General features: G+C 66.6%; 25 protein-coding genes. 19 read left to right on the forward strand and 6 right to left on the reverse strand.

Annotated elements, in window-relative coordinates; genetic code table 11:
• Positions 1-78: 78 nt before the first annotated feature.
• Positions 79-1089, reverse strand: coding sequence for a MurR/RpiR family transcriptional regulator (locus KHP16_RS04660; RefSeq protein WP_211959651.1), 1011 nt, complete (start codon positions 1087-1089; stop codon positions 79-81).
• A gap of 199 nt (positions 1090-1288) precedes the next feature.
• On the opposite strand from KHP16_RS04660, the gene edd reads away from it, so the two are divergent.
• The 10 genes from edd to ftsB all read left to right on the forward strand — a co-directional run bounded on the left by edd (position 1289) and on the right by ftsB (position 12860).
• Positions 1289-3181, forward strand: coding sequence for a phosphogluconate dehydratase (gene edd / locus KHP16_RS04665; protein WP_109581571.1), 1893 nt, complete (start codon positions 1289-1291; stop codon positions 3179-3181).
• 182 nt (positions 3182-3363) lie between these two features.
• A complete protein-coding gene (locus tag KHP16_RS04670) occupies positions 3364-3855 on the forward strand; it encodes a gluconokinase (protein WP_109581570.1) in 492 nt (163 codons plus the stop codon).
• 200 nt (positions 3856-4055) lie between these two features.
• Positions 4056-5531, forward strand: coding sequence for a circularly permuted type 2 ATP-grasp protein (locus KHP16_RS04675; RefSeq protein WP_109581569.1), 1476 nt, complete (start codon positions 4056-4058; stop codon positions 5529-5531).
• A gap of 29 nt (positions 5532-5560) precedes the next feature.
• Positions 5561-6511 carry an alpha-E domain-containing protein gene (locus KHP16_RS04680; protein ID WP_109581568.1) on the forward strand — a complete coding sequence of 317 codons (951 nt, stop codon included), beginning with the start codon at positions 5561-5563 and terminating at the stop codon, positions 6509-6511.
• A 79-nt stretch (positions 6512-6590) separates the two neighbouring features.
• The gene (locus KHP16_RS04685) at positions 6591-7409 is read left to right on the forward strand and encodes a transglutaminase family protein (RefSeq protein ID WP_211959652.1); all 819 of its coding nucleotides are present in this window, start codon (positions 6591-6593) and stop codon (positions 7407-7409) included.
• Positions 7410-7534: 125 nt separating this feature from the next.
• Positions 7535-8341: a proteasome-type protease gene (locus KHP16_RS04690; protein WP_109582724.1), complete on the forward strand. Its 807-nt coding sequence runs from the start codon at positions 7535-7537 to the stop codon at positions 8339-8341.
• A 47-nt stretch (positions 8342-8388) separates the two neighbouring features.
• Complete coding sequence (locus KHP16_RS04695) at positions 8389-10041, forward strand: CTP synthase (protein ID WP_109581566.1); 1653 nt, start codon at positions 8389-8391, stop codon at positions 10039-10041.
• 25 nt (positions 10042-10066) lie between these two features.
• Positions 10067-10939: a 3-deoxy-8-phosphooctulonate synthase gene (gene kdsA, locus KHP16_RS04700; RefSeq protein WP_121491120.1), complete on the forward strand. Its 873-nt coding sequence runs from the start codon at positions 10067-10069 to the stop codon at positions 10937-10939.
• A gap of 107 nt (positions 10940-11046) precedes the next feature.
• Positions 11047-12336 (forward strand): phosphopyruvate hydratase, encoded by a 1290-nt coding sequence (eno, locus tag KHP16_RS04705; protein ID WP_109581564.1) that lies wholly within the window; start codon positions 11047-11049, stop codon positions 12334-12336.
• Between the two features lie 179 nt (positions 12337-12515).
• Positions 12516-12860, forward strand: a complete 345-nt coding sequence (gene ftsB / locus KHP16_RS04710; RefSeq protein WP_109581563.1) for a cell division protein FtsB — start codon at positions 12516-12518, stop codon at positions 12858-12860.
• 50 nt (positions 12861-12910) lie between these two features.
• On the opposite strand, the gene KHP16_RS04715 is transcribed toward ftsB, so the two are convergent.
• From KHP16_RS04715 to KHP16_RS04725, 3 genes are read right to left on the reverse strand one after another with little or no spacing between them, the layout of a single operon-like run.
• Positions 12911-13351: a hypothetical protein gene (locus KHP16_RS04715; RefSeq protein ID WP_244835637.1), complete on the reverse strand. Its 441-nt coding sequence runs from the start codon at positions 13349-13351 to the stop codon at positions 12911-12913.
• Positions 13352-13374: 23 nt separating this feature from the next.
• The gene (gene hslO, locus KHP16_RS04720; RefSeq protein WP_109581562.1) at positions 13375-14397 is read right to left on the reverse strand and encodes an Hsp33 family molecular chaperone HslO; all 1023 of its coding nucleotides are present in this window, start codon (positions 14395-14397) and stop codon (positions 13375-13377) included.
• A 49-nt stretch (positions 14398-14446) separates the two neighbouring features.
• On the reverse strand, positions 14447-14971 hold the full coding sequence (locus KHP16_RS04725; protein ID WP_109581561.1) for a gamma carbonic anhydrase family protein: 525 nt from the start codon (positions 14969-14971) through the stop codon (positions 14447-14449).
• 94 nt (positions 14972-15065) lie between these two features.
• On the opposite strand from KHP16_RS04725, the gene KHP16_RS04730 reads away from it, so the two are divergent.
• Positions 15066-15950: a ferritin-like domain-containing protein gene (locus KHP16_RS04730; RefSeq protein ID WP_415831143.1), complete on the forward strand. Its 885-nt coding sequence runs from the start codon at positions 15066-15068 to the stop codon at positions 15948-15950.
• A 22-nt stretch (positions 15951-15972) separates the two neighbouring features.
• Here KHP16_RS04730 and KHP16_RS04735 read toward each other — a convergent pair whose 3' ends face one another.
• Positions 15973-17694, reverse strand: a complete 1722-nt coding sequence (locus KHP16_RS04735; RefSeq protein WP_115952020.1) for an acyl-CoA synthetase — start codon at positions 17692-17694, stop codon at positions 15973-15975.
• A 125-nt stretch (positions 17695-17819) separates the two neighbouring features.
• Here KHP16_RS04735 and KHP16_RS04740 point away from each other — a divergent pair, with 125 nt between their 5' ends.
• A complete protein-coding gene (locus KHP16_RS04740) occupies positions 17820-18716 on the forward strand; it encodes an alpha/beta fold hydrolase (RefSeq protein ID WP_109581559.1) in 897 nt (298 codons plus the stop codon).
• 10 nt (positions 18717-18726) lie between these two features.
• Here KHP16_RS04740 and KHP16_RS04745 read toward each other — a convergent pair whose 3' ends face one another.
• Positions 18727-19779: an NAD(P)/FAD-dependent oxidoreductase gene (locus tag KHP16_RS04745; protein WP_211959653.1), complete on the reverse strand. Its 1053-nt coding sequence runs from the start codon at positions 19777-19779 to the stop codon at positions 18727-18729.
• 162 nt (positions 19780-19941) lie between these two features.
• On the opposite strand from KHP16_RS04745, the gene KHP16_RS04750 reads away from it, so the two are divergent.
• From KHP16_RS04750 to KHP16_RS04780, 7 genes are all read left to right on the forward strand, one after another.
• Complete coding sequence (locus KHP16_RS04750; RefSeq protein WP_115952023.1) at positions 19942-20787, forward strand: 3',5'-nucleoside bisphosphate phosphatase; 846 nt, start codon at positions 19942-19944, stop codon at positions 20785-20787.
• Between the two features lie 7 nt (positions 20788-20794).
• Positions 20795-21430: an L-threonylcarbamoyladenylate synthase gene (locus tag KHP16_RS04755; RefSeq protein WP_109581556.1), complete on the forward strand. Its 636-nt coding sequence runs from the start codon at positions 20795-20797 to the stop codon at positions 21428-21430.
• Between the two features lie 65 nt (positions 21431-21495).
• Positions 21496-22161 (forward strand): site-2 protease family protein, encoded by a 666-nt coding sequence (locus KHP16_RS04760; RefSeq protein ID WP_109581555.1) that lies wholly within the window; start codon positions 21496-21498, stop codon positions 22159-22161.
• The gene (locus tag KHP16_RS04765; protein ID WP_211959654.1) at positions 22158-22745 is read left to right on the forward strand and encodes a class I SAM-dependent methyltransferase; all 588 of its coding nucleotides are present in this window, start codon (positions 22158-22160) and stop codon (positions 22743-22745) included. The genes KHP16_RS04760 and KHP16_RS04765 overlap by 4 nt, the downstream gene beginning before the upstream one ends.
• Positions 22746-22832: 87 nt before the next feature.
• Positions 22833-23717, forward strand: coding sequence for a 4-hydroxy-tetrahydrodipicolinate synthase (gene dapA, locus KHP16_RS04770; protein WP_109581553.1), 885 nt, complete (start codon positions 22833-22835; stop codon positions 23715-23717).
• A 62-nt stretch (positions 23718-23779) separates the two neighbouring features.
• Positions 23780-25027, forward strand: coding sequence for an outer membrane protein assembly factor BamC (gene bamC, locus KHP16_RS04775; RefSeq protein ID WP_179592916.1), 1248 nt, complete (start codon positions 23780-23782; stop codon positions 25025-25027).
• A gap of 28 nt (positions 25028-25055) precedes the next feature.
• Complete coding sequence (locus KHP16_RS04780; RefSeq protein WP_115952028.1) at positions 25056-25844, forward strand: MBL fold metallo-hydrolase; 789 nt, start codon at positions 25056-25058, stop codon at positions 25842-25844.
• Positions 25845-25905 lie beyond the last annotated feature (61 nt).

Here is a 25905-nt window from a genome sequence, read left to right on the forward strand (position 1 = left end):
CGCCACGGGAATCCCGTCAGCGGAGAGAGCGACGGTGCGATACCGCTGCTGACGATGCGCCTCGAGGCGGCGCGTATGTCAGCCGCGCCGGCGCGGCGCCGCCGCCGTACCCGTACCCGTACCCGTACCCGTACCCGTACCCGTACCCGTACCCGTACCCGTAGCACGCGCGGCACGCTTGCCGCCCCTCGCGCGCACTACCGCCCCAGCCCCATCGGCAGCCGGCCCGGCGTCCGCAAAAACCGCCGGCTCCGCCCCCGCGATCCGCCTTTCCCGCAAATGGGCCTTCGCTCGCTGCAACCCCGGCGCTACCGTATCCGCCCGCTGCAACGCCACCCCTGCCGCCAGCACATCCCCAATCACAAGATGCGAAATCCGTGACGTCATCGGCGTGTAGATATCGCTGTCCTCCTCCACATCCGAGAACACGCAAATATCCGCCAGCCCCGCAAGCGGCGAGCCGCTATGGGTCAGCGCGAGCACGCTGGCGCCACTGGCGCGCGCGAGCGTGGCGGCCGTCAGCATGTCCCAGGTGCGCCCGCTATTGGAGACCAGCACCGCCACATCCCCTGGCCGCAACAACGCCGCCGACATGCTGAACACATGTGAGTCCGAGTACGCCGTCGTCGGGATCCCAAGCCGGAAGAACTTGTGCTGAATATCCAGCGCGACGATCCCCGAATTGCCGCATCCATAGAACTCGATCCGCCGCGCATTCGCCAGCAGCGTGATCGCATGCTCGATCTGATCCGCCGACAGGGCATTGCGCACCGTCATCAGCGTCGCAATCGTGCGATCGAACACCTTCCCGGCAATGTCCGCCGGCCGGTCGCTGACCTCGACGTCCTGATGGACGAATGGCGTCCCCCCGCCAACGTTCTGCGCAAACTGCAGCTTGAATTCGCGAAACCCGTCATAGCCCAGCGCCGCGCAAAACCGCGCGATGGTCGGCTGCGAAACGCCGGCGCGTTCGGCCAGTTCGGGCATGGACAGGCGGATCACGCTCGCGCCGTGGCGGGCAATGTAGTCGGCCAGGCGGCGCTCGGAAGGACGGAGCGTGTCGTAGACGGCAAGAATTCGGTCGCGCATGATCGGAGTCTGAGGCTGTGTAGAGATTCTACACGCGAGGTGGCGCGATTCTCTGCGACCCTGTGCCCAACCGCACCTAGGGGTTTCCCCAGTTTTTCGGGTATAAGCGCACGAAAAAGCAGATTCGGCGCAATGACCGGGTTCCTTAGCCGCAAGTCCCATGGATATAATGTAGAAAATCTACAGATATGGAACGTCCATGCCCCACGATTCCCAAGGCGCCAATGTCGTAGGCGAGGTGGCCGCCGTCACCGAACGCGTGATCGCGCGCAGCCGCGCGAGCCGCGCCGCGTACCTGGCGCGCTGCGAGCGGACCCAGCAGGAACTCGGCCCGCTGCGCGGCATGTCGTGCGCGAACCTCGCGCATGGCTACGCGGCGCTGCCCGCCAACGACAAGCTGCGCCTCCGCGTCGACCACGCCCCTAACCTCGGTATCGTCACCGCGTACAACGACATGCTGTCCGCGCACCAGCCGTACGAACGTTACCCCTCGGTGATTCGCGAGGCGGCACGCGCGGTGGGCGCGGTCGCGCAAGTTGCCGGTGGCGTGCCCGCGATGTGCGACGGCATTACGCAGGGCAACGCGGGCATGGAACTCTCGCTGTTCTCGCGTGACGCCATCGCGATGGGCACGGCCGTGGCGCTGTCCCACAACACGTTCGACGCGGCCGTCATGCTCGGCGTCTGCGACAAGATCGTGCCTGGCCTGTTGATGGGCGCGCTGCAATTCGGCCATCTTCCCGTGGTGTTCGTTCCAGCGGGCCCGATGGCGAGCGGCCTCCCGAACAAGGAAAAGGCCCGCGTACGCCAGCTGTACGCGACCGGACAGGTGGGACGCGACGCGCTGCTGGAAGCCGAATGCGCCGCGTACCACGGCGCGGGCACCTGCACGTTCTACGGCACGGCGAACAGCAACCAGTTCCTGATGGAGATCATGGGTCTCCATATGCCGGGCGCCGCGTTCATTCATCCCGATAGCGGCCTGCGCGACGCATTGACGGTGGCCGCCGCCCAGCGCGCGCTGGCCCTTACCGCGCGGGGCAACGCGTACACGCCGCTCGCCCGCATCGTCGATGAGCGCGCGGTCGTCAACGCGATGATCGGCTTGCTCGCCACGGGCGGTTCCACCAACCACACGATCCACCTCGTGGCGATGGCGCGTTCCGCCGGCATCGTCATCGACTGGAACGACTTCGACCGCCTGTCGCGCATCACGCCGCTGCTGGCGCGCGTGTATCCGAACGGCTCGGCCGACGTGAACCACTTCCATGCCGCGGGCGGCGTGGCCTACGTGATCGCGCAACTGCTCGATGCACGCCTGCTGCACGAAGACGTCGAAACGGTGGCGGGCCGCGGCCTCGCGCGCTATGCGCAGGAGCCCGTGATGACGGACGGCAAGCTGACGTGGCGCGACGGTCCCGCCGAGAGCGGCGACAAGACCGTGCTTGCGCCGGCCTCGGCGCCGTTCTCGCACGAAGGCGGTCTCCGCCTGATGGCGGGCAACCTCGGCCGCGGCGTCATCAAGGTCTCCGCCGTGGCGGAGGAGCACCGCTTGATCGAAGCCCCCGCGCGCGTGTTCGAATCGCAGGAAGCGCTGCAGGCCGCGTTCGAAGCCGACGAACTGAACCGCGACGTCGTCGCCGTGGTGCGCTTCCAGGGTCCGAACGCCAACGGCATGCCCGAACTGCACCGGCTCACGCCCGCGCTCGGCGCGCTGCAGGATGCCGGACATCGCGTCGCATTGGTGACCGATGGCCGCATGTCTGGCGCCTCGGGCAAGGTGCCCGCGGTCATCCACGTCGGCCCCGAAGCGCTGGCCGGCGGCCCGCTCGCGCGCGTGCGCGACGGCGACCTCATCCGCGTGGACGCGGTTGCCGGGACGCTGGAGCTGATCGGCGACGACGAGACGCTGGCCGAGTTCGACGCACGCGAGCCGGCCGTTGCCCCCGCCGACGATTTCGCGCGCTTCAGTCTGGGCCGCGGACTGTTCGGCCTGTTCCGGCGCCATGCGCGCACCGCGGAAGAGGGCGGCAGCGCGATGGACCTGTCCGAAGCCGACGCTGCCCAAACGGCGCCGGCCGTCGCACAATAGACCTCGTCAGGCACACCTCGTAAGGCAACGCCTCGTTTTCAAGCATTCCCGCCGGGACGCGCCGGCGGGCACCTGCGCGCCCGCCAGGGTCGATGAGTCCGGTGAGACCAGTGACTGCGGCCCGGCGCGGAGGCTACCGACAAGGATGGCACGACCATCCGACCACGATCGACGGAGCAGACATGATCTACATCCTGATGGGCGTTTCCGGCAGCGGCAAGACCACGGTCGGCCAACTGCTGGCCAATCGCCTGCAATGCGAATTCAATGATGCCGACGAATTCCATAGCGCCGCCAACAAGGACAAGATGCACGCGGGCATTCCGCTGACCGACGAGGACCGCTGGCCGTGGCTGGCCGCGATGCGCGCGGCCATCGACGCCGCCCGCGCCGAACGGCGTCCGCACGTCTTTACCTGTTCCGCGCTGCGGCAGGTCTATCGCGACCGCCTGACGCCGCCCGACGGCGGCGTGACCTTCATCTACATGAAGGGCGATGCCGAGACCATCGGCGGCCGCCTGTCCGTGCGCACGGACCATTTCTTCAACCCGGCGCTGCTGCAGAGCCAGTTCCAGACGCTCGAGGAGCCCCGCAACGCGCTGGTGCTCGATATCCGTCGCACGCCGCAGCAACTGGTGCAGGACATCCTCGACAGCTGCCCGCCCGTCTGCTGACCGACGCGCACCCATTGCCAGGCTGGCAAGCATCTTGCTAGATTGTCGCCATGCATCGGGCGCGTCCCATCTTGCGGGATTTCCCGATGCGGATATGCTGAAAGGGCCAGTACTCGACAGGCATCGACAACAGGCGGCCGCCGGCGTGTGGACGATATGGACAACACCGCGCGGCCCATCCAACGAGAGGAGCGGCCATCATGGCGGCGCGTTTTTTCGACGAGATGCTGGAGGCCAGGGACGATGGGGGGGTAAGCCTCGTCCAGGCAGGTGAGACACTGCCGGCCAGTGCCGTGCGCGCGCACTACCGGAGCTTTGCCGACTGGCTCGGACGCCAGCCCGGCGCGGTCATGGACAACAAGCGGGCGGAGGCGGATCTGATCTTCCGCCGCGTGGGCATTACGTTCGCGGTCTATGGCGACAAGGACGAGTCCAACAGCGGCACCGAGCGGACGATTCCGTTCGACGTGATCCCGCGCATCTTCCCCGCGAGCGAGTGGGCGACGCTCGAGCGTGGCCTGCGGCAGCGCGTGGCCGCGTTGAATCGCTTCATCCACGACATCTATCACGGGCAGGACATCATCCGCGCGGGCGTGATTCCCGCGGACCAGATCTACAACAACGCCCAGTACCGGCCCGAGATGCTCGGCATCGACGTGCCGCGCGATATCTATGCGCATGTGGCGGGCATCGACGTGGTGCGCGCGGGCGAGGGCGAGTTCTACGTGCTCGAGGACAACCTCCGCGTGCCGTCTGGCGTCTCCTACATGCTCGAGAACCGCAAGATGATGATGCGGTTGTTCCCCGATCTGTTCGCGCGCAATCGCGTGGCGCCTGTCGCGCACTATCCCGACCTGCTGCTGGACATGCTGCGCGGCGTCTCCCCGCAGAATATCGCGGACCCGACCGTGGTCGTGCTCACACCGGGCATGTACAACTCGGCGTATTTCGAGCACGCGTTCCTCGCGCAGCAGATGGGTGTGGAACTCGTCGAAGGCAGCGACCTGTTCGTCGAGGACGAACACCTGTATATGCGCACGACGCAGGGTCCGCAGCGCATCGACGTGATCTACCGCCGCGTCGATGACGACTTCCTCGATCCGCTCGCGTTCCGGCCGGACTCCGCGCTCGGCGCGGCCGGGTTGCTGTCCGTCTACCGCGCGGGCAACGTGACCATCTCCAACGCCATCGGCACGGGCGTGGCCGACGACAAGTCGATCTACCCGTATGTGCCGGACATGATCCGCTTCTACCTCGGCGAGGAAGCGATCCTCTCCAACGTGCCAACCTACATGTGCCGCCGCCCCGACGACCTGCAATACGTGCTCGACCACATGGGCGAACTCGTGGTCAAGGAAACGCACGGCGCGGGCGGCTACGGCATGCTCGTCGGGCCCGCCGCCACGCGCGCGGAGATCGACCAGTTCCGCGAAGTCGTCCGCGCGCGGCCGGAGCAGTACATCGCGCAGCCGACGCTGGCGCTGTCCACATGCCCCACGTACGTCGAGTCCGGTATCGCGCCGCGCCATATCGACCTGCGGCCGTTCGTGCTGTCGGGCAAGGAGGTGCGCATGGTGCCCGGCGGATTGACGCGCGTGGCATTGCGCGAAGGGTCGCTCGTGGTCAACTCCTCGCAAGGGGGCGGCACCAAGGACACCTGGGTGCTGGAACGATAAGTCGGAATACGGAACACGGAGAGACCATCATGCTGAGCCGCACCGCCGACCATTTGTTCTGGATGGCCCGCTATACCGAGCGCGCGGAGAACACCGCCCGCATGCTCGACGTCAACTACCAGACCTCGCTGCTGCCCCAGTCCGCCGAAGTGGCGGAGCAGGGCTGGTGGGCGATGCTGGACATTTCCGAGCTCACCAACGCGTTCGACAACAAGTACGGCCTGCTCACGCGCGACGACGTCATCGACTTCATGGTGCGCGACATGACCAACCCGTCGTCGATCATGAGCTGCCTGCGCGCGGCCCGCGAGAACGCGCGCGCGGTGCGCGGCTCGCTGACGACCGAAGTCTGGGAGACGATCAACACCACGTGGCTCGACGTGCAGCGCCAGATTGCCGACGGCGAGCTGCACGCGGACCCCTCGCGCTTCTTCGAATGGGTCAAGTTCCGGTCGCACCTCGCGCGCGGCGTGCAGTTCGGCACGATGCTCAAGGACGACGCGTTCCACTTCATGCGGCTGGGCACGTTCCTGGAGCGCGCCGACAACACCGCGCGGATTCTCGACGTCAAGTTCCAGGCGTCCGGCAGCGAGGACGCCGATCCGAACCGCGAGCAGAACGACTTCTACCACTGGGCCGCGGTGCTGCGCTCGGTGTCGGGGTTCGAGGTGTACCGCAAGATCTACCGCGCCGTGATTACGCCGCAGCGTGTGGCGGAACTGCTGATCCTGCGTCCCGACATGCCGCGTTCGCTGGTGTCGAGCATGGACGAGGTCGTGTCGATTCTCGCGCTGGTGGCCAACCAGCAGTCGTCGGAGACCGAGCGGCAGGCTGGTAAACTCCACGCTGACCTGAAATATGCGCGGATCGACGATATCTTCGCGTGCGGTCTGCATGCTTACCTGACGAGCTTCCTCGAGCGCATTGGCGACCTCGGCAACGGTATCAGCCGGGATTTCCTGGTGCCGCTCGCTGCCTGAGACGCCACAAGATGCCTCCCGAGCGCGCGGCGCGCGCAGACTCGCCGATGAAACGCCAGTCTGCGCGCGATCCTCTACCGTGAAATACAAGATTCATCACAAGACCGTCTACCGCTACGCGGAACCGGTGCGCCGCGGCGTGCACGAACTGCGGCTGGAGCCGCGGACGGGCCCGCTCCAGTCGGTGCACGCGTGGCAAGTCTCGGCGCCGGGCAACCTGTCGTCCGCCCGTGACGGTTTTGGCAACATCATCCACAACTTCACCGTGTCCGGCCCCGCGAGCCGCATCGAGATCGTCGCCACGGGCGAGGTCGAGGTGACTGCCGTGGCCGGCATGCCGGGCTTCTACGACCTGCCGGATACGGGCGAGGCGCGCGTCTCGCCGCTTTACTTCGTCGCGCCGACGCCGATGACCGCGGCGCCGGCCGAGATGCAGGCCTTTGCGGCGCCGTTCCTCGCGGCCGGGCACGACCTGCCGGCGCTGCTCGCGCTCGCCGACGGCATCGCCGGCCGCGTGCGGTACAAGGCCAATACGACCGACGTCGGCACGTCCGCCGCGGAGGCTTTCCAGCTCGGCAGCGGCGTCTGCCAGGACCAGGCGCAGGTCATGGTGGGCGCGTGCCGGGCGTTCGGCATCCCGGCGCGCTATGTCAGCGGTTATTTCTACGATCCCGCGGCGACGGAGCTGGCCAGCCACGCGTGGGCCGATGTCTGCCTCGATCCCGAGCGCGGCCTCTGGTGCAGCATCGACGTGACGCACCGCTGCGTGACGGACGGGCGCCACGTGCGCCTTGCGGTGGGGCGCGATTATGCGTCGGCGGCACCAATCCGGGGCATCCTGGAGGGCGGGGCGGGCGAGACCATGGAAGTGACGATCGATATCGCGACGCTGGCCTGAGGGCCGGCTGACGGGGGCGGAAGTAGGGCGCACCGGATCGAACGGGTGCCCAACGCCTCCGGGGCGCTAGAATGCAGGTTTATGCCGCGCGCGCCATCGCCCGGACGCCCCCCAAAAAAATAGCCATGACGTATTGCGTAGCCATGCGGCTGGATGCCGGCCTGGTATTCCTCTCCGATTCCCGCACCAACGCCGGTGTGGATGCGATTTCCACTGCACGCAAGATGACCGTGTTCGAGGAACCCGGCGACCGCGTGATGGTGCTCATGACCGCCGGTAACCTGGCCATCAGCCAGTCCGTCCGGCAACTGCTGGCGGAAGGCCGCGACGAGAAGCGGTCGCTGTGGACCGCCCGCGACATGTACGAAGCCGCGACGATCGTCGGCGACGCCGTGCGCGCGGTGCACAAGCGGGACGCGCACGCGCTGCGCGACGCGGGCATCGAGTTCAACGTGAGCCTCATATTCGGCGGCCAGATCCGCGGCGAGCGCACGCGGCTGTTCCACATCTACGCGGCCGGAAACTTCGTCGAGGCCACGCCCGAGAACTGCTATTTCCAGATCGGCGAGGCCAAGTACGGCAAGCCGATCATCGACCGCGTGGTGCATCCCTCGCTGCCACTCGGCGAGGGCGCGAAGTGCGCGCTGATCTCGATGGATTCGACGCTGAAGTCCAACATCTCGGTGGGCCTGCCGCTGGATCTGCTCGTGTACGAGGCGGACTCGCTGCGCGTGACGCGCTTCGTCACCATCGACGACAAGAACGCGTACTTCCGCATGATCCGCGACACGTGGGGACAGCGGCTGCGACAGGTGTTCGGCGAGATCTGCAATCCCGAATGGGACGCCGGCAAGCCCGCGGAATTTCCGCTTGCGCGCGACGACGCGGACCGCTGGGGACAGCCGGTACGCGCCAAGCGCGACCGCCCGTAGGGCCGTCCGCTCATGTATAATCCCGATTTCCCCGGCAAGCTCGGTTTATGACCAAATTCGTCTTCGTCACCGGTGGCGTCGTCTCTTCTCTCGGCAAGGGCATCGCTGCTGCTTCGCTCGCGGCCATTCTCGAGTCGCGCGGCCTCAAAGTCACCCTCCTCAAGCTCGATCCCTACATCAACGTCGATCCCGGCACGATGAGCCCTTTCCAGCATGGCGAGGTGTTCGTGACCGAAGATGGCGCTGAAACCGACCTCGATCTCGGCCACTACGAGCGCTTCGTGTCGGCCAAGATGCGCAAGTCGAACAACTTCACGACGGGCCAGATCTACGAGTCGGTGATTCGCAAGGAACGCCGCGGCGAATACCTCGGCAAGACCGTGCAGGTCATTCCGCATATCACCAACGAGATCCAGGCGTTCGTCGAGCGTGGCGCCGCGGCGTCGCACGACGGCAAGGCCGACGTGGCGCTCGTGGAAATCGGCGGCACGGTGGGTGACATCGAGTCGCTGCCGTTCCTCGAGGCCGCGCGCCAGATGAGCCTGCGCCTCGGTCGCAATCACTGCGCGTTCGTGCACCTGACGCTGGTGCCGTTCATCGCCAGCGCGGGCGAGTTGAAGACCAAGCCGACGCAGCACTCGGTGCAGAAGCTGCGCGAGATCGGTATCTCGCCGACGGCGCTGCTGTGCCGCGCGGACCGTCCGATTCCCGACGACGAGCGCGCCAAGATCTCGCTGTTCGCCAACATCCCGCAAGACGCCGTGATCTCGGTGTGGGACGCCGACAGCATCTACAAGATTCCGCAGATGCTCAACGAGCAGGGCCTCGACCGCCTGATCTGCGAAGAACTGCGCCTGGACCCGAAGCCGGCGGACCTGTCGATGTGGCAGCGCCTGGTGAACGCGCAGGAGAACCCCGAGCACGAAATCCGCATCGGCATGGTCGGCAAGTACGTCGATCTGACCGAGTCGTACAAGTCGCTGATCGAGGCGCTGCGCCACGCGGGCATGCATACGTCGACGCGCGTGAACATCGAGTACATCGACTCGGAAGAACTCGAGTCCGGTCACCTCGAAGTGCTGCAGCCGCTGGACGCGATCCTGGTGCCGGGCGGTTTCGGCAAGCGCGGCACGGAAGGCAAGATCCGCGCGATCCAGTATGCGCGCGAGAACAAGGTGCCGTACCTCGGCATCTGCCTGGGCATGCAGCTCGCGGTCATCGAGTATGCGCGTCACGTGGCCGGCATGGCCGACGCGAACTCGACCGAATTCAACCTCGAGACCGAGCATCCCGTGGTCGCCCTGATCACCGAATGGGTCGATCGCGAAGGCAAGGTCGAGCAGCGCACGGCCGAGTCCGATCTCGGCGGCACGATGCGCCTTGGCGCGCAGCGCGTGCCGACGAAGGAAGGCACGAAGGCCAACGCGATCTATGGCGCGGAAGTGAACGAGCGCCATCGCCACCGCTATGAAGTCAACAACCACTATGTGCCGCAGCTCGAGAAGTCCGGCCTCGTGATTTCGGCGCGCACGCCGACCGAGAACCTGCCCGAGATGATGGAACTCCCGGATACTCTGCATCCGTGGTTCGTGGGCGTGCAGTTCCACCCGGAATTCACGTCGACGCCGCGTGACGGCCATCCGCTGTTCAAGGCCTATGTGGAAGCCGCGCTGGCCAGCCAGCAACGCAAGGGCGCCTGAGCCTGGGCACCACTGAGGAGACATCATGAAACTGTGTGGATTCGACGTCGGCCTGAACCATCCGTTCTTCCTGATCGCCGGTCCGTGCGTGATCGAGTCGGAGCAGATGGCGCTCGACACGGCAGGCGAACTGCGCGAGATCACGAAGGCGCTCGGCATTCCCTTCATCTACAAGTCGTCGTTCGACAAGGCCAACCGTTCCTCGGGCAAGTCGTTCCGCGGGCTTGGCATGGAGAAGGGCCTCGAGATCCTCGCGACCGTGAAGCGCGAGATCGGCGTGCCGGTGCTGACGGACATTCACGAGATCGATGAGGTCAAGCCCGTCGCCGCCGTGGTGGACGTGCTCCAGACCCCCGCGTTCCTGTGCCGCCAGACCGATTTCATCCGTGCCTGCGCGCAGAGCGGCAAGCCGGTGAACATCAAGAAGGGGCAGTTCCTCGCGCCGCACGACATGAAGAACGTCATCGACAAGGCCCGTGACGCCGCGCGCGACGCGGGGCTGCCCGACGATGTGTTCATGGCCTGCGAGCGTGGCGTTTCGTTCGGCTACAACAACCTCGTGTCCGACATGCGTTCGCTCGCCATCATGCGCGAGACCGGCGCGCCCGTGGTCTTCGATGCCACGCACTCGGTGCAGCTGCCGGGCGGTCAGGGAACGAGCTCGGGCGGTCAGCGCGAGTTCGTGCCGGTGTTGTCCCGTGCCGCCGTGGCCACGGGCGTGGCGGGTCTCTTCATGGAGACGCACCCGGATCCGAGCAAGGCCATGTCCGACGGTCCGAACGCCGTGCCGCTGTCGCGCATGAAGGACCTGCTGGCCGTGCTCCGGGACCTCGACGCGCTGGTCAAGCGCGCGGGCTTCCTCGAGGACAACTTCGGCTGGCCTGCCGCCTGCGCCTGAACTGTTATGCTCCTGCCGCCCGCACGTGTTGCGGGCGGCATGCTTTCCGGCGTCACCAAGTTTCCCAATCGAGCAGCATCAAGAATCAACAGTAGAGAGAGGAATTCATGAGTGCAATCGTAGATATCATCGGTCGCGAGGTTCTCGACTCGCGCGGCAATCCCACGGTCGAGTGCGACGTGCTGCTGGAATCCGGCGTGATGGGTCGTGCCGCGGTGCCGTCGGGTGCGTCCACGGGCTCGCGTGAAGCCATCGAACTGCGCGATGGCGACAAGGCGCGCTATCTGGGCAAGGGCGTGCTGAAGGCCGTCGAACACATCAATACCGAAATCTCCGAAGCGATCATGGGTCTGGATGCCTCCGAGCAGGCGTTCCTCGACCGTACGCTGATCGACCTCGACGGCACCGACAACAAGGGCCGCCTGGGCGCCAACGCCATGCTGGCCGTGTCGATGGCCGTGGCCAAGGCCGCCGCGGAGGAAGCCGGCCTGCCGCTGTACCGCTACTTCGGCGGTTCGGGCGCGATGCAGATGCCCGTGCCGATGATGAACATCGTCAACGGCGGCGCGCACGCGAACAACAGCCTGGACATCCAGGAATTCATGATCATGCCGGTGTCGCAGACGAGCTTCCGCGAAGCGCTGCGTTGCGGCGCCGAAGTGTTCCACGCGCTGAAGAAGATCCTGTCCGACAAGGGTATGTCGACGGCGGTGGGCGACGAAGGCGGCTTCGCGCCGAACTTCTCGTCGAACGAGGAGTGTCTGAACACCATCGTGCAGGCCATCGAAAAGGCCGGCTACCGCGCGGGCGAGGACGTGCTGCTCGCGCTGGACTGCGCCGCGAGCGAGTTCTACCACGAGGCGGAAGACGTGTACCAGCTGGAAGGCGAAGGCCTGAAGCTGAGCTCGACGCAGTTCGCCGACTACCTGGCCAACCTGTGCGACAAGTTCCCGATCGTGTCGATCGAGGACGGCATGGCCGAAGGCGACTGGGACGGCTGGAAGACGCTGACCGACAAGCTCGGCAAGCGCGTGCAGCTGGTCGGTGACGACCTGTTCGTGACCAACACGAAGATCCTGAAGGAAGGCATCGAGAAGGGCATCGGCAACTCGATCCTGATCAAGATCAACCAGATCGGCACGCTGACGGAAACGTTCGCCGCCATCGAGATGGCCAAGCGCGCCGGCTACACCGCCGTGATCTCGCACCGCTCGGGCGAGACCGAGGACAGCACGATCGCCGATATCGCCGTGGGCACCAACGCCGGCCAGATCAAGACCGGCTCGCTGTCGCGCTCGGACCGTATCGCCAAGTACAACCAGCTGCTGCGTATCGAGGAAGACCTCGGCGATATCGCCAGCTACCCCGGCAAGAGCGCGTTCTACAACCTGCGCTAAACCTTTGGCGGGTGCATGCCGTTAAAACGGCGCTGTCCTGGCGGGCAGCGCCGTTTTTTGTTGCGTGGTGGGTGCCTCATTACGTTGCAGATTGTGTTTTGCTTTGCATTCTCGGGCAGCATGCGCCATGATTGTGCCGACCCGAATTGACGCGCCCCTAATCGCCGTTTTCGCCCCAGATGCGCCTGATCTCGCTGTTGCTGTTCATCCTGCTGCTGGCAATCCAGTACCCGCTCTGGCTGGGCAAGGGCGGATGGCTGCGCGTCTGGGATCTGAACCATCAGGTGGAAGAGCAGGCGAGCCGCAATCAGTCGCTGAAGCTGCGCAATGCCAAGCTGGAGGGGGAAGTGAAGGACCTGCAGGACGGCACGGGCGCCATCGAGGAGCGCGCCCGCTACGAGCTTGGCATGGTCAGGGAAGGCGAGGTGTTCGTGCAGTTCGTCGCGCCGGCCCCGAAGGTCAGCGCCACGCCGCCGCTGCCGCCCCCGCCGAATTCGGTCGCCGGCATGGGCGGCCATCGCTGAGATTCGCGTAGTAGAAGCGGCGTATTAAAAGGCGGCGTATCGAGGGCTGATTACCACCAGCCGTATGGGTAACCGCCCCAGCCACCCCAGCCTCCGTAGTATCCTGGCGAGCCGACGCTCACGCCAGCGCCCCAGCGGCTGCCGCCGCCCCAGCCGCCGCCCCATCCCCCGTAATACAGGTTCCAGTTCGCCGCCGGATAGGCGTAGTACGCGTTGGCCCATGCCTGTGCCTGCTGCTGCTGGGCGATGGTCGCCTCCTGGTCCCGCAGGATCTGCGCGTTGAGCGCGGTCAGCTGCTGCTTCTGCTCGGGCGTGACGGGCGGGGGCGGCACCGCGTTCGGTGCCAGCCGGGAGGTATAGGGCGAACCATTGGGATCGCGCGGGAGGTCGGACGCGCAGCCAGCGAGGAGAAGTCCGGACAGCGCCGCGGCCAGCGATGCGGCCGACAGCGCGGCGCCGGGGATGATGTTCCGGTCTGACGTGGTCTTCATCTCAGCCTCCGCGCGGTGGACCTTCAGTGGTGTTGATGCGCGCCGTCGCCCGCGCCGGTGGCCACGGGTGCCGTGAACAGCTGCGCGCTGTCGACGGGGTCGAACTCATAGCGCTGGCCGCAGAAATCGCAGTGGATCTCGACGTGCCCACGCTCCTCGATGATGCTCTCGATTTCCTCGCGGCCCAGCGATTGCAGCATGCCAGCGACTTTCTCACGCGAGCACGAGCACTGGAAATGCGGCTGCATCGGCTCGAACACGCGCAGGCCCGTGGCCTCGATGTCTTCCCAGAACAGCTTGCGCAGCAGCGTCTCCGGCGACTCGCCCAGCAGTTCTTCCTGCTTCAGCGTGGCGCCGAGCTGGCAGGCGCGGTCCCACGTGTCGAGATCCTGCGCGCGCGCATCCTCGCTCAGCGGTTCGCCGGTTTCGCCCACCTGCGCCGGCGCGCCACCATAGGCTTCCGTCGTGCCGCCGTACGAGGGCAGCTTCTGCAGCAGCATGCCGGCCGCCACCTGGTCGTTGGCCGCCAGCCACAGGCGTGTATCGAGTTGCTCCGACGCCTGCATGTAGTGCTCGAGCACTTCGCTCACGGAGCTCAGCGGGCCGTGCGCGTCCGAGAGCGGCACGATGCCCTGATACGCCTGCTGGCCCGGCAGCTTGTCCTGCGGGTCGAGCGTGATGGCGAAGCGGCCCTGGCCCTTGACATTGACCATCTGGCGCAGCGTGGCGTCGTCGGGAATCTCGGCGCCCTCGGCCAGCTTGGCCGTGGCGCGCATCGACAGGTCGGACAGGCATTCGACCACGAGCATGCGCACGGGACCGTCGCCATGGACCTGCATGACCAGCGCGCCGTTGAACTTCAGGTTGGCGGACAGCAGCGCCGCGGCCGCCATCATCTCGCCCAGCACGTGCCGCACCGCGAGCGGATACTCGTGGCGCTTCAGCACTTCCTGCCAGGTGGCTTCCATGCGGACCAGCTCGCCGCGCACGGGGGCTGCATCGAACAGGAATTTCTGGAGAATGTCGGGGTTGGTGGAGGCGGTCACTAAACGGTCCTTCGGTTGCGTGTTGCTACGTGTTTGTTAATCGATGCGCTTAATCGATGCGTTTCAGGGCGACCTTGTAGGTCGCCTGCCGCTGGGCATACGTCTCGGCATTGCGGTACAGGTTGGCCACGTCCTCGTCCGTCAGCTGGCGCACGACCTTGGCGGGGGTGCCGATGATCAGCGAGCGGTCGGGGAACACCTTGCCTTCGGTCACCAGCGCGCCGGCGCCCACGAGGCATTCCTTCCCGATCACGGCGCCGTTCAGCACCACGGCCTGGATGCCGATCAGCGATCCATCGCCGACCGTGCAGCCATGCAGCATGGCCTGATGGCCGACCGACACCTTGTTGCCCAGCGTCATGGGCCGGCCCGGATCCGTATGCAATACCGCGCCTTCCTGCAGGTTGGTATCCTCGCCCACCACGATCGGCTCGTTGTCGCCGCGAATCACCACGCCGGGCCAGGCGCTCGCACGCGCCTTGAGCGTCACGTTGCCGATGATCGTGGCTTCCTTCGCCACGTAGGCCTCGTCGTCGATGATGGGGGTGAGGTCGCCGAGCTGGTAAAGCGCCATGGAGTCTCCTGCCTGAGGCATGCGTGGTAATTGGGGGTGGCCGCGCCGATTTCAAATTTCCGGGCGATCCCGGCCTGCTAAGACGCCCGTTAAAATGGCGGCCATGCGAGATTTTACGCCGATGCCAGTGATCCCACCTGCCTTGCCATCCCATCCATCCCAGCGGTCCGCCGTGCGCGAGCGGGCGCTCGAACTCCTATGCATGAACGATGCCCGGGAGAAGGCTGTCGCCACGCGGGCGTTGTATGCGGGGCTGGCCGGGGCCGCGGATGGATTGATCGACACGGATGCCTGCATCGTTGCCGATCCTGGCCGCCCGCTGCCGGGGCGGCCGGACCGGCCGGAACTGGTGCCGCCGCAGCACGTGGAGCGGCGGCGGTCGATCCACACGGCCGCGGGGCGCGCCAACCTGATCCATGCGCTGTGCCATATCGAGTTCAACGCCATCAATCTCGCGCTCGATGCGGTGTGGCGTTTTTCGGGAATGCCCCTGGCGTTTTATACCGACTGGCTCCGGGTGGCGGACGAGGAGGCGTACCACTTCACGTTGCTCGCGGACCATCTGGAGACGCTGGGCGCGCGGTATGGCGACTTCACTGCGCACAACTCGCTCTGGGAGATGTGCGACAAGACGGCCGGCGATGTGCTGGCGCGCATGGCTCTGGTGCCGCGCACGCTGGAAGCCCGCGGCCTCGACGCGTCCCCGCCGGTACGCGCCAAGCTCGCCGAAGCCGGCGACGCCGAGGCGGCGGCGATCATCGACATCATCCTGCGCGACGAGGTGGGGCACGTGGCGATCGGCAACCGCTGGTACCGCCACCTGTGCGCCCAACGGGGCCTGGACCCCGTGGCCACCTATCCCGTGCTCGCGCAGCAATACGGCGCGCCCAGGCCCCGCGGCCCCTTCAACTTCGACGCCCGGCGCGCGGCGGGGTTCGATGACGACGAACTGGCGTGGCTGGAAGGCGCGGCGGGGTAATCCTCCCGGTCTGTCCCGCAAGTTACCGCTTCCCCGCCCGCTCTTCCTCCAGCAGTCGCAGCACGCGCCGCTGGATCTTGCCCGTCGTCGTCATCGGCAACTGGTCGATGAACTCGATCGCCTTTGGGTATTCATACGGCGCCAGTTGTCCGCGTACGTGTTGCTGCAACTCCGCGATCAATGCCGCGTCGCGTTCGGCGGAACGCTGAACCGAGGGCGTCAGCACGATAAACGCCTTCACGATCGCGCCGCGTTCGGGGTCGGGTGACGGGACGACCGCGCAGTTCGATACCGCCGGATGCTTGAGCAGGCAGTTCTCGATCTCGCTCGGCCCGATCCGGTAGCCCGACGACTTGAACACATCGTCCGCGCGTCCCTGATACCAGAGATAACCCTCCTCATCCATCCGCGCGAGGTCCCCCGTGCGGCACCAGCGCAGCCCGTCGCGCTCCACGTACTTGCCCGCCGTGGCCGCCTCGTTCTTCCAGTAGCCAAGGAAAAACACCGGATCCGGATGCCCGTGGATATCCGTCGCGCAGACCGCGACCTCGCCATCTTCGCCGGCGGGTACTGGCGCGCCGTCCTCGTCGATGATCGCTACGCGATGCCCCGGGTAGGGCCGCCCCATCGACCCCGGTCGCGCCGGCCAGCCAAGGCGGCTCTCGTCGTGCTGCGCGGTGCAGTTGCCGACGATGTAGTTCATCTCCGTCTGGCCGAACATCTCGTTGACGACGATGCCGAGCGCATCGCGGCACCAGCTGAAGACCGTCTCGCCGACCGCCTCTCCGGCGCTCATGATCGCGCGCAGCCGCAGATCGTAACGCTCGGCAGGCGCCGGGCAGGCCTTCATCATCTGCTTGAGCGCCGTCGGAAACAGGAACGTGTTGGTCACGCGATAGCGCTGCAGGATCTCGAATGCCCGCTCGGCGGAAAAGCGCCCCTGATAGCCAACGATCGGCTTCCCGAAATAGAGCGCCGGCATCAGCGCATCCCACAGTCCCCCGGTCCACGCCCAGTCGGCCGGACTCCAGAACACGTCGTGGTCCTGCGGATACCAGTTCTGCGAGCAGACGAAGCCCGTCAGGTTGCCGATGAGCGCGCGATGCGGCAGCAGCGCGCCCTTGGGCGGCCCCGTGGTGCCGCTCGTATAGATCAGCACCGCGGCCTCGTCCGCCTTGGTCACTTCCGCCGTGAACGACGGCAGCTGCGCCGCCAGTAGCGTGTCCCAGTCCCGGTCGCCCCGGCCTTGGGCATCGCCGACGGCGATCACGGTCGCGAGCGTCGGACATTCGTGCCGCGCCGCCAGCAGGTTGTCGATCGACGTCTCATCGACGATCGCCACGCGCGTCTCACTGTGATCGATGCGATACGCCAGCGCTTCCGGGCCAAACAGCATCGACAGCGGCATGGCCACCGCGCCCAGCTGGTAGACGGCCATGCCCGCGATCACGGTCTCGATGCGCTGCGGCATGACGATCGCCACGCGGTCCCCGCGCCGCACGCCAAGATCGCGCAACGCGCGCGACAGGCGATTGGCCTCCGCCTGGATATAGGCATACGTATGCGCGCCGCGCCGGCCATCCTCGTGCTCGGTGTACACCGCCACGCGCAGCATGGTGTTGCGATCGCGCGCCCAGCGGCCGCAACACACCTCGGCAAGGTTGAATTCGTCGGGCACGTTCCAGCGGAACGAGTCGTGCAGCGCGCGATAGTCGTCGCGGCGGTCCGCAGGCAGGGCGGTCATGCGGGTGTCTCCGGTTGTCGTTCGCCGATCGTTGTCCAGATCTGTGGCTATAATCGCCGGTAAAACGAACGATCGTTCTATTATTGTCCCGACGCCCCGCGCCGGGTCGGGGTACGAGGAGCACCATGACCATCACGGAAACATCGCGTTCGGAATTTATCACGCTGCGCGGGTTGCGCACCCATGTCCGCCATTGGGGCCGCGAAGGCGCGCGCAAGCTGTTCATGCTTCATGGCTGGATGGACGTCGCCGCGTCGTTCCAGTTCCTCGTGGATGCGCTGGAGCACGACTGGCACGTCATCGCGATGGATTGGCGCGGGTTTGGCGAGACGGACTGGCCTAGCCGCTATCCGGGCACCGAGTCGTACTGGTTCGGCGACTACGTGGCCGATCTCGAGGCACTGGTGGACCACTACCAGCCGGCAGGGCAGGTGGATCTGCTCGGGCACAGCATGGGCGCGAACCTCGTTTGCATCTATGCGGGCGTCCGGCCGCAACGCGTGCGGCGCGTGGTGGATCTGGAAGGCTTCGGCATGACGCGCACGCGGCCGTCGCAGGCGCCGGGCCGTCTGGCCAAATGGCTCGACGAACTCAGGGAGAAACCGCAACTGCGCACCTACGCAAGCGAGCGCGAAGTGGCCGAGCGCCTGCAGAAGACCAACCCGCGCCTGCGCGACGATCGCGCCGCCTTTCTCGCGGCCCACTGGTCGCGGCGGCAGGACGACGGACAGTGGGCATTGCTGGCCGATCCCGCGCACAAGATGGTCAATCCGCAGTTGTATCGCATCGACGAGATCATGGCGATCTGGGAACAGGTGACCGCGCCCGTGCTGCACGTCGAGGGACGCGATTCTCCGACGCTCGCGCGGCTCGCGCACAAGGAGCCCATTTCCGAGTTCCGCGAGCGGTTCCGCGCGTTTCGCGACTTTCGCGAGGCCACCGTCGACGACGCGGGCCACATGATCCATCACGATCAGCCGGAAGCGGTGGCGCGGCTCACCGAGGCCTTCCTGCTGGGTTAGCGCGGCATGCTCACGCCGTCGTGAGCTTTGCCTTCAGCGCGGGATTGTTGCTGGTATGCATGTGGACCAGCGCCTTGTCCGGGAACGCGTAGTGATACGCCTTGCGCAGCGCGAGCGCGGCTTCATGGAAGCCGGACAGGATGAGCTTCTGCTTGTTCGTGTAGTAGGCGATGTCGCCGGCCGCGAACACGCCGCGCCGCGAGCTTTCGTACGTCGTGGTGTCGACGAGCACGCGCCCCGCGTGCATGTCCATGTCCCATTGCGCGATCGGACCGGGCTCCGACACCAGGCCGTATAGCGCGATGACGTCGTCGGCCGGAATGTCGCGGTCGCCGTCGCGCGTCTTGACGACCACCGAGGTCAGCGCGCCGCCCGTGGTCGAGAGCCCGCCCAGCATGCCCATCACGAAATCCATTTCGTCGGCCGCGACGGCGGCCCGCATCGACGCGACCGTATGATCGGCCGCGCGGAACCCCTCTCGGCGATGGAGCAGCGTCACGCGCGCGGCCACCTTGCGCAGGGCGAGTGCCCAGTCGAGCGCCGAATCGCCGCCGCCGGCGACGATGACGCGCTTGCCCGCGAAGCGCGACAGTTCGCGGACCGCATAGTGGACATGCTGGCCCTCGAGCGCGGCGGCCTCCGGCACCGACACGCGCTGCGGCGCAAAGGCGCCCGCGCCCGCGCAGACGAGCACGGCCGCGGCGTCGAAGCGCTTGCCAGCATCGGTGGTGACCAGCAGGCGCGGATGGCCATTGTCGTCCGCGATGTCCGTCACGCTGTCCGCGCGCTGTCCGAAATGCATCGGCGGCGCGAACGGCGCGCACTGTTCGAGCAGGCGATCGACGAGCTCCTGCGCGTTGCAGCCCGGAATGGCCGGAATGTCGTAGATCGGCTTCTCGGGGTAGAGCTCCGTGCACTGGCCGCCCGCGCGGTCGAGCACATCGACGACTTCGCAGGTCAGGCCCAGCACGCCGGCCTGGAACGCGGCGAACAGGCCAACGGGGCCGGCGCCCACGATCAGCACGTCGGTACGAACGGTTTCAGGAGCGGGGGAGGTGGACATGGCGGATGAATGGAGTTGCGGAAGGCACGCCGCCACTATACCGCGCCGCCTCACCGGGCCATGGCACGCCAGCAATGGTGGCAGGGCTATCGCCATCGCCTCTCCTTCGCTTCCCCATGGTGGGGGGACGCGCGAGGACGCCGCCGGGAGTAGAATGGCGCCATGCAAAACGCCCACGCGATCAACGCCGACCTGCACTGCCATTCCACCGTTTCCGACGGTACGCTCGCCCCCGCCGAGGTGGCGGCGCGTGCCAGCGCCGGGGGCGTGGCATTCTGGGCGCTGACCGATCATGACGAACTGGGCGGCCAGGCCGAGGCGCGCGCCGCGGCCGAGGCGCACGGCATCCGCTACGTGCCCGGCGTGGAAATCTCCGTGACGTGGGCGAACCAGACCGTCCACATCGTGGGCCTGCAGATCGATGCCACGCACCCTGACCTCATCGACGGACTCGCGCGTACGCGGGATGGCCGCGCGCGCCGTGCCGCGGACATCAGCGATGCGTTGGCGCGTATCGGCATCGAAGGCGCGTACGCGGGCGCGCTGCGCCACGTGGGGAATCCGGACCTGATCTCGCGCACGCACTTCGCGCGCTGGCTCGTCGACGAAGGATATTGCGAGTCGATCAGCGAAGTTTTCGACAAATACCTGTCCGAAGGCCGGCCCGGCTATGTGGGCCATCGCTGGGCGTCGCTGTCCGACGCGGTGGGCTGGATCCTGAAGGCCGGCGGCATCGCCGTGATGGCGCACCCGGGCCGGTACCACTACACGGACACCCAGCACGACGCGCTGTTCGACGAATTCACGCAACTCGGCGGCCGCGCCGTGGAGGTCGTCACCGGCAGTCACACGCCCGACCAGTTCAAGCGCTATGCCGAGGTGGCCCGCCATTACGGCCTGCTGGCGTCGCGCGGATCCGACTTCCATGGCCCCGGCGAAGGGCGCGTGGAAATCGGCACGCTGCCGCCGCTGCCTGCCACGGTCACGCCGATCTGGCACAACTGGTGACCGGTCGATGTCCCAGTATTTCGATGTCCATCCGCAGAATCCGCAGCCGCGGCTCGTCAAGCAGGCGGTGCAGATCGTGCAGAAGGGCGGCCTGATCGCGCTGCCCACCGACTCCAGCTACGCGCTGGCCTGTCAGCTCGACGACAAGGCCGCCGTGGAGCGGCTGCGCCGGCTGCGCGGCATCGACGACAGGCATCACCTCACGCTGATGTGCAGCGACCTGTCCGAACTCGGCAACTTCGCGCGCGTGGACAACCGCCAGTACCGTTGGCTCAAGGGCGCCACGCCGGGGCCGTACGTGTTCATCCTGGAAGCGACGAAGGAAGTGCCGCGCCGCCTGTCGCATCCCGCGCGCAAGACCATCGGCGTGCGCGTGCCGGACCATGCGATCCCGCTCGCGCTGCTCGCCGAACTCGGCCAGCCGCTGATTTCCGCGACGCTCCAGATGCCGGGCGACGAAGCGCCGATGAACGATCCGGCCGAGATCCGCGCGCGGCTGGAGAAGCAGCTAGACCTCGTGATCTGCGGCGGCCCCGCGCCTGCCCAACCGACCACGGTGATCGACCTCACCAGCGGCGAACCGGAGCTCGTGCGCGCGGGCCGCGGCGACCTCCAGCATTTCGGACTCACGGCGTCGGCCTGACCGCGCTGCCCTGCGCTGAGCGCCTGAGACGCGCGGGCGTGGGCGCGCTGGGTACAATAGCCGCCATGGATTCCTCTCTCGTCCAGACCTTCGCGGTCTACGCACTGCCCGTCCTGTTCGCCATCACGCTGCATGAGGCCGCGCACGGCTACGTGTCGAAGCACTTCGGCGACAACACCGCCTATGTACTCGGCCGTGTCAGTCTGAACCCCATCCGGCATATCGATCCGATCGGCACCATCGCGGTCCCGCTGCTGCTGTACTTCCTGACCAAGGGACAGTTCGTGTTCGGCTACGCCAAGCCCGTACCGGTCGTCTTCAGCCGCCTGCGCAATCCGCGCTGGCACGGCATGTGGGTGGCGCTGGCCGGCCCCGGCAGCAACCTGATCCAGGCCTTCGCGTGGGCGCTCGTCACCATCGGCCTGGTATGGGCGCGCGTGCAGGAGCCGTTCTTCGCGGAAATGGCCCGCGCGGGCGTGCTCGTCAACCTTGTCATGGCCGCCTTCAACCTGTTCCCGATTCCGCCGCTGGACGGCGGGCGCGTGCTCACGGCGCTGCTGCCGCAACGCATCGCGATGGCGGTCGGCCGCGTCGAGCCGTACGGCATCTTCGTCGTGATGGCGCTGGTGGCCGCCGGCGTGATCACGCAGATCTGGATGTGGCCCGTCATCAAGCTGCTGGCCTCGCTCGTCGAGCTGATGCTTCAGCCGTTCATGCTGCTGCTGCAATGAGCGCGCCGTCGACGTGGGTCACGCGCTGGGCCCATCTGATTCCCGCAGGCGGGCGCGTGCTCGATCTCGCCTGTGGCGGCGGCCGCCACGCGGTCTGGCTCGCATCGCGGGGCTTCGACGTGCTGGCGGTGGATCGCGACCCCGTGGCCGTGGCGTCGCTGCCCGCGACGGTAATGGGGAGAGCGGTGACGGGGCGCGTGGCGGATCTGGAGCAGGGCGCCTGGCCGCTCGGCGATGTGCCCCCCCTGGACGGCATCGTGGTCACCAACTACCTCCATCGGCCGCTCTGGCCGCATCTGCTGGGCGCGGTGGCGCCGGGCGGCGTGCTGATCTACGAAACCTTCGCGGCCGGCAACGAGACCGTCGGCAAGCCGTCGCGGCCCGATTTCCTGCTGCGCCCCGGTGAACTCCTCGATGTCGTGCGCGGTCCATTGCGGGTGATCGGCTATGAGGACGGGGTGCTCGAGGCGCGCGGGCCCGACCGGGCGCCGGCCTTCGTGCAGCGAATTTGTGCGGTGCGGGAGGTTCCGGTGGCTGGCGATGCACCTCCTCCGCGTCACGTCTTGCCCGCCGTTACCTTTTAGACGTTTTCCCTCATCCGGTGGGTGGTCGGAACCCCGAACGGTTCCGGTACAATCCCGGTTATTCGTATCCCGGATTTCCCGAACCTTATGACTCAGATTACCGGCAGCATCGTGGCCATCGTGACCCCGATGCACGAGGATGGCAGCCTGGACTACCCGGCCCTGCGCGCCCTGGTGGACTGGCACGTGGCCGAAGGCACCGACGGCATCGTGATCGTCGGCACGACCGGCGAATCGCCGACCGTCAATGTCGACGAGCACTGCGAGCTGATTCGCGTGGCCGTCGAGCAGGCCAACAAACGCATCCCGATCATCGCCGGTACCGGTGGCAACTCCACCAGCGAAGCCATCGAGCTGACCGCCTTCGCGAAGAAGGTCGGCGCCGACGCCTCGCTTCAGGTCGTGCCCTACTACAACAAGCCGACGCAGGAAGGGATCTACCGCCATTTCCGCACGATCGCGGAAGCCGTGGACCTGCCGGTGCTGCTCTACAACGTGCCCGGCCGTACGGTCGCGGACATGCAGCACGACACCGTCGTGCGCCTGGCGCAGGTTCCCGGCATCGTCGGCGTGAAGGAAGCGACCGGCAATATCGATCGCGCCGCGCAGCTGATCAGGGACGTGCCGGAACACTTCGCCGTGTATAGCGGCGACGATCCCACTGCCGTCGCGCTGATCCTGCTCGGCGGCAAGGGCAATATCTCGGTGACGGCGAACGTGGCGCCGCGCAAGATGCACGAGTTGTGCGCGGCCGCGCTGAAGGGCGATGTGGTGACCGCTCGCCGTCTGCACATGGAACTGATCGACCTCAACAAGGCGATGTTCGTCGAGGCGAATCCGATTCCGGTGAAGTGGGCCCTGCAGCAGATGGGCCGCATGAAGGGCGGCATCCGTCTGCCGCTGACGCCGCTCTCCGAGAACCAGCACGACTACGTGCGCCGCGCGCTGGCTGCCGCCGGCCTGCTCGGTTGAAGTACCAAACCGTCCGGCCCCGGCCGACCTGCCGATATCCCGTTGAATAGGATTGTGTGTCAATGAAACTGAAGCTTAACCGCCGTGGCGCGACGCAAGTCGGTCGCCGCGCCGCAGTGGTCGCGCCTGTGCTGGCCATGACCCTGATTGCCGGCTGCAGCAGCATCAATGAAGCGATGCAGCCGGACAAGATCGACTACAAGTCGCAAGGCAAGAAGACCGCGTCGCTCGACATCCCGCCCGATCTGACCAAGCTCGACGGCGATCGCCGCTACACGGTGCCCGACGCGGCCGGGACGTCCACGCTGTCGACGTACAACCAGGCCAACAAGGTTGCCCGCGAACAGACCGGTACCGAGAACGTGCTGCCGAGCACGAGCGGTATCCGCATGGAGCGCGATGGCAACCAGCGCTGGCTCGTCATCGGCAACGGCATGCGTGCCGACCAGCTGTGGCAGTCGCTGCGCGGCTTCTGGCAGGAGAACGGTTTCCTGCTGGTGCAGGACTCGCCCGAGACCGGCATCATGGAAACGGACTGGGCCGAGAACCGCGCCAAGATTCCGCAGGACTTTATCCGCAACACGATCGGCAAGGTGTTCGACGGTCTGTACTCGACGTCCGAGCGCGACAAGTTCCGCACGCGCGTCGAGCGCTCGCAGAACGGCCAGCTGGAAGTGTTCATCAGCCACCGCGGCGCGCAGGAGCAACTGACCGGCGTGGAGAAGACCCAGACGGTGTGGACGCCGCGTCCGGCCGATCCGGATCTGGAAGCCGAATTCCTCTCGCGTCTGGCGCAGCGTCTGGGCGTGCAGAAGGAGAAGGCCGACCTGATGGCCAAGAACCCGACGCCGGCGGGCAACGGCGCCACGGCCACCTCGACGGTCTCGCCCGCGGCAACCGGTATCGGCGCCGTCGCGGCGACCGGTGCGGCGAGCGCGGACGGCCAGAAGTCGTTCCTGTCGCAGGTCAACGGCGCGCCCGTGCTGCAGCTGCCGGAGCCGTTCGATCGCGCCTGGCGTTCGGTGGGTCTGTCGCTGGATCGCGTGAACTTCACGGTGGAAGATCGCGATCGCGCGCAGGGTCTGTACTACGTGCGTTACGTCGATCCGCGCGCCGAGGTGGACAGCCGCGGCTTCTTCTCGCGCATCTTCACCAAGGCCAACGACGGCAAGACCGCGAAGAAGTATCGCGTCGCGCTGAAGGGCAATGGCACGGGTACCACGGTGACCGTGCAGAACGATGCGGGCCAGCCGGAAAACACCGAAATCGGCAAGCGCATCCTGTCGCTGCTGGACGAACAGCTGCATTGATGACGCTGGCTGAATCGCGAGCGCATCGATGATGCGCTTTGCCTTTTTGGGGAGCGGCAGCGAAGGCAATTCGCTGCTGATCGAGTCGTTCGACGGCACGCGCGCCACGCGCGTGCTGCTCGATTGCGGTTTCGGAATCCGCGAGACCGCGCGCCGGCTCGAACGCCTGGGCGTCACGCCCGATCAGCTCGATGGCCTGCTCGTGACGCACGAGCATGGCGACCACATCGGGTCTGCCTATTCCTTCGCCGCCAAGCATCGATTACCGGTCTACACGAGCCACGGCACGTGGATGGCCACGTCGCATCTGCGTGGCGCCGATGTGGCCGATGTGCGCGTGTGCTGCGCCGATCGCGGGTTCGATATCCATGGGTTGCATGTGCTGCCCTACACGGTGCCGCACGATGCGCGCGAGCCGCTGCAGTTCGTCCTGACCGATGGCGACGCGCGGCTGGGTGTGCTGACGGATGCCGGTATGGAAACGCCGTATGTGATCGCGAAGCTTGCCGGCGTGGACTCGCTGGTGCTCGAGTGCAATCACGATAGGGAAATGTTACGCAACTCCGCCTATCCGTACTCGCTCAAGCGTCGCATCGGTGGCGATTTTGGTCACCTCGCCAATGAAATCGCCGCGAGTATCCTGCAGCAAGTGAAACATGGGGGGCTGCGCCACGTGGTGGCCGCGCATCTGAGCAAGCAGAACAATACTCCCGAGCTCGCCGCTGGCGCGTTGGCGGAAGTGTTGGGGGCCACGCTCGAAGATATTCTGATTGCCGATCAGGAACTGGGTCTCGGATGGCAGGCGGTGCGGGATTGAATGAAAGCCGTTTGAAAGGTTAATGAAACGGCAGTTCGATCCAGAAACTGCGAAAACAAAA

It is taken from the genome of Cupriavidus plantarum, assembly GCF_905397285.1.
Classification (GTDB): domain Bacteria; phylum Pseudomonadota; class Gammaproteobacteria; order Burkholderiales; family Burkholderiaceae; genus Cupriavidus; species Cupriavidus plantarum.

Excerpts from the sequence above, each read along its gene's own strand:
- KHP16_RS04730 (WP_415831143.1), top strand. The coding sequence starts at position 15,066 with ATGGCGGCCATGCGAGATTTTACGCCGATGCCAGTGATCCCACCTGCC.
- KHP16_RS04695 (WP_109581566.1), top strand. The coding sequence starts at position 8,389 with ATGACCAAATTCGTCTTCGTCACCGGTGGCGTCGTCTCTTCTCTCGGC.
- KHP16_RS04725 (WP_109581561.1), bottom strand. The coding sequence starts at position 14,971 with ATGGCGCTTTACCAGCTCGGCGACCTCACCCCCATCATCGACGACGAG.
- KHP16_RS04715 (WP_244835637.1), bottom strand. The coding sequence starts at position 13,351 with ATGAAGACCACGTCAGACCGGAACATCATCCCCGGCGCCGCGCTGTCG.
- KHP16_RS04755 (WP_109581556.1), top strand. The coding sequence starts at position 20,795 with ATGTCCCAGTATTTCGATGTCCATCCGCAGAATCCGCAGCCGCGGCTC.
- KHP16_RS04740 (WP_109581559.1), top strand. The coding sequence starts at position 17,820 with ATGACCATCACGGAAACATCGCGTTCGGAATTTATCACGCTGCGCGGG.
- KHP16_RS04735 (WP_115952020.1), bottom strand. The coding sequence starts at position 17,694 with ATGACCGCCCTGCCTGCGGACCGCCGCGACGACTATCGCGCGCTGCAC.
- KHP16_RS04745 (WP_211959653.1), bottom strand. The coding sequence starts at position 19,779 with ATGTCCACCTCCCCCGCTCCTGAAACCGTTCGTACCGACGTGCTGATC.
- bamC (WP_179592916.1), top strand. The coding sequence starts at position 23,780 with ATGAAACTGAAGCTTAACCGCCGTGGCGCGACGCAAGTCGGTCGCCGC.
- ftsB (WP_109581563.1), top strand. The coding sequence starts at position 12,516 with ATGCGCCTGATCTCGCTGTTGCTGTTCATCCTGCTGCTGGCAATCCAG.
- KHP16_RS04675 (WP_109581569.1), top strand. The coding sequence starts at position 4,056 with ATGGCGGCGCGTTTTTTCGACGAGATGCTGGAGGCCAGGGACGATGGG.
- KHP16_RS04690 (WP_109582724.1), top strand. The coding sequence starts at position 7,535 with ATGACGTATTGCGTAGCCATGCGGCTGGATGCCGGCCTGGTATTCCTC.
- dapA (WP_109581553.1), top strand. The coding sequence starts at position 22,833 with ATGACTCAGATTACCGGCAGCATCGTGGCCATCGTGACCCCGATGCAC.
- KHP16_RS04765 (WP_211959654.1), top strand. The coding sequence starts at position 22,158 with ATGAGCGCGCCGTCGACGTGGGTCACGCGCTGGGCCCATCTGATTCCC.
- edd (WP_109581571.1), top strand. The coding sequence starts at position 1,289 with ATGCCCCACGATTCCCAAGGCGCCAATGTCGTAGGCGAGGTGGCCGCC.
- eno (WP_109581564.1), top strand. The coding sequence starts at position 11,047 with ATGAGTGCAATCGTAGATATCATCGGTCGCGAGGTTCTCGACTCGCGC.
- KHP16_RS04680 (WP_109581568.1), top strand. The coding sequence starts at position 5,561 with ATGCTGAGCCGCACCGCCGACCATTTGTTCTGGATGGCCCGCTATACC.
- KHP16_RS04750 (WP_115952023.1), top strand. The coding sequence starts at position 19,942 with ATGCAAAACGCCCACGCGATCAACGCCGACCTGCACTGCCATTCCACC.
- KHP16_RS04660 (WP_211959651.1), bottom strand. The coding sequence starts at position 1,089 with ATGCGCGACCGAATTCTTGCCGTCTACGACACGCTCCGTCCTTCCGAG.
- KHP16_RS04760 (WP_109581555.1), top strand. The coding sequence starts at position 21,496 with ATGGATTCCTCTCTCGTCCAGACCTTCGCGGTCTACGCACTGCCCGTC.
- KHP16_RS04670 (WP_109581570.1), top strand. The coding sequence starts at position 3,364 with ATGATCTACATCCTGATGGGCGTTTCCGGCAGCGGCAAGACCACGGTC.
- kdsA (WP_121491120.1), top strand. The coding sequence starts at position 10,067 with ATGAAACTGTGTGGATTCGACGTCGGCCTGAACCATCCGTTCTTCCTG.
- KHP16_RS04780 (WP_115952028.1), top strand. The coding sequence starts at position 25,056 with ATGATGCGCTTTGCCTTTTTGGGGAGCGGCAGCGAAGGCAATTCGCTG.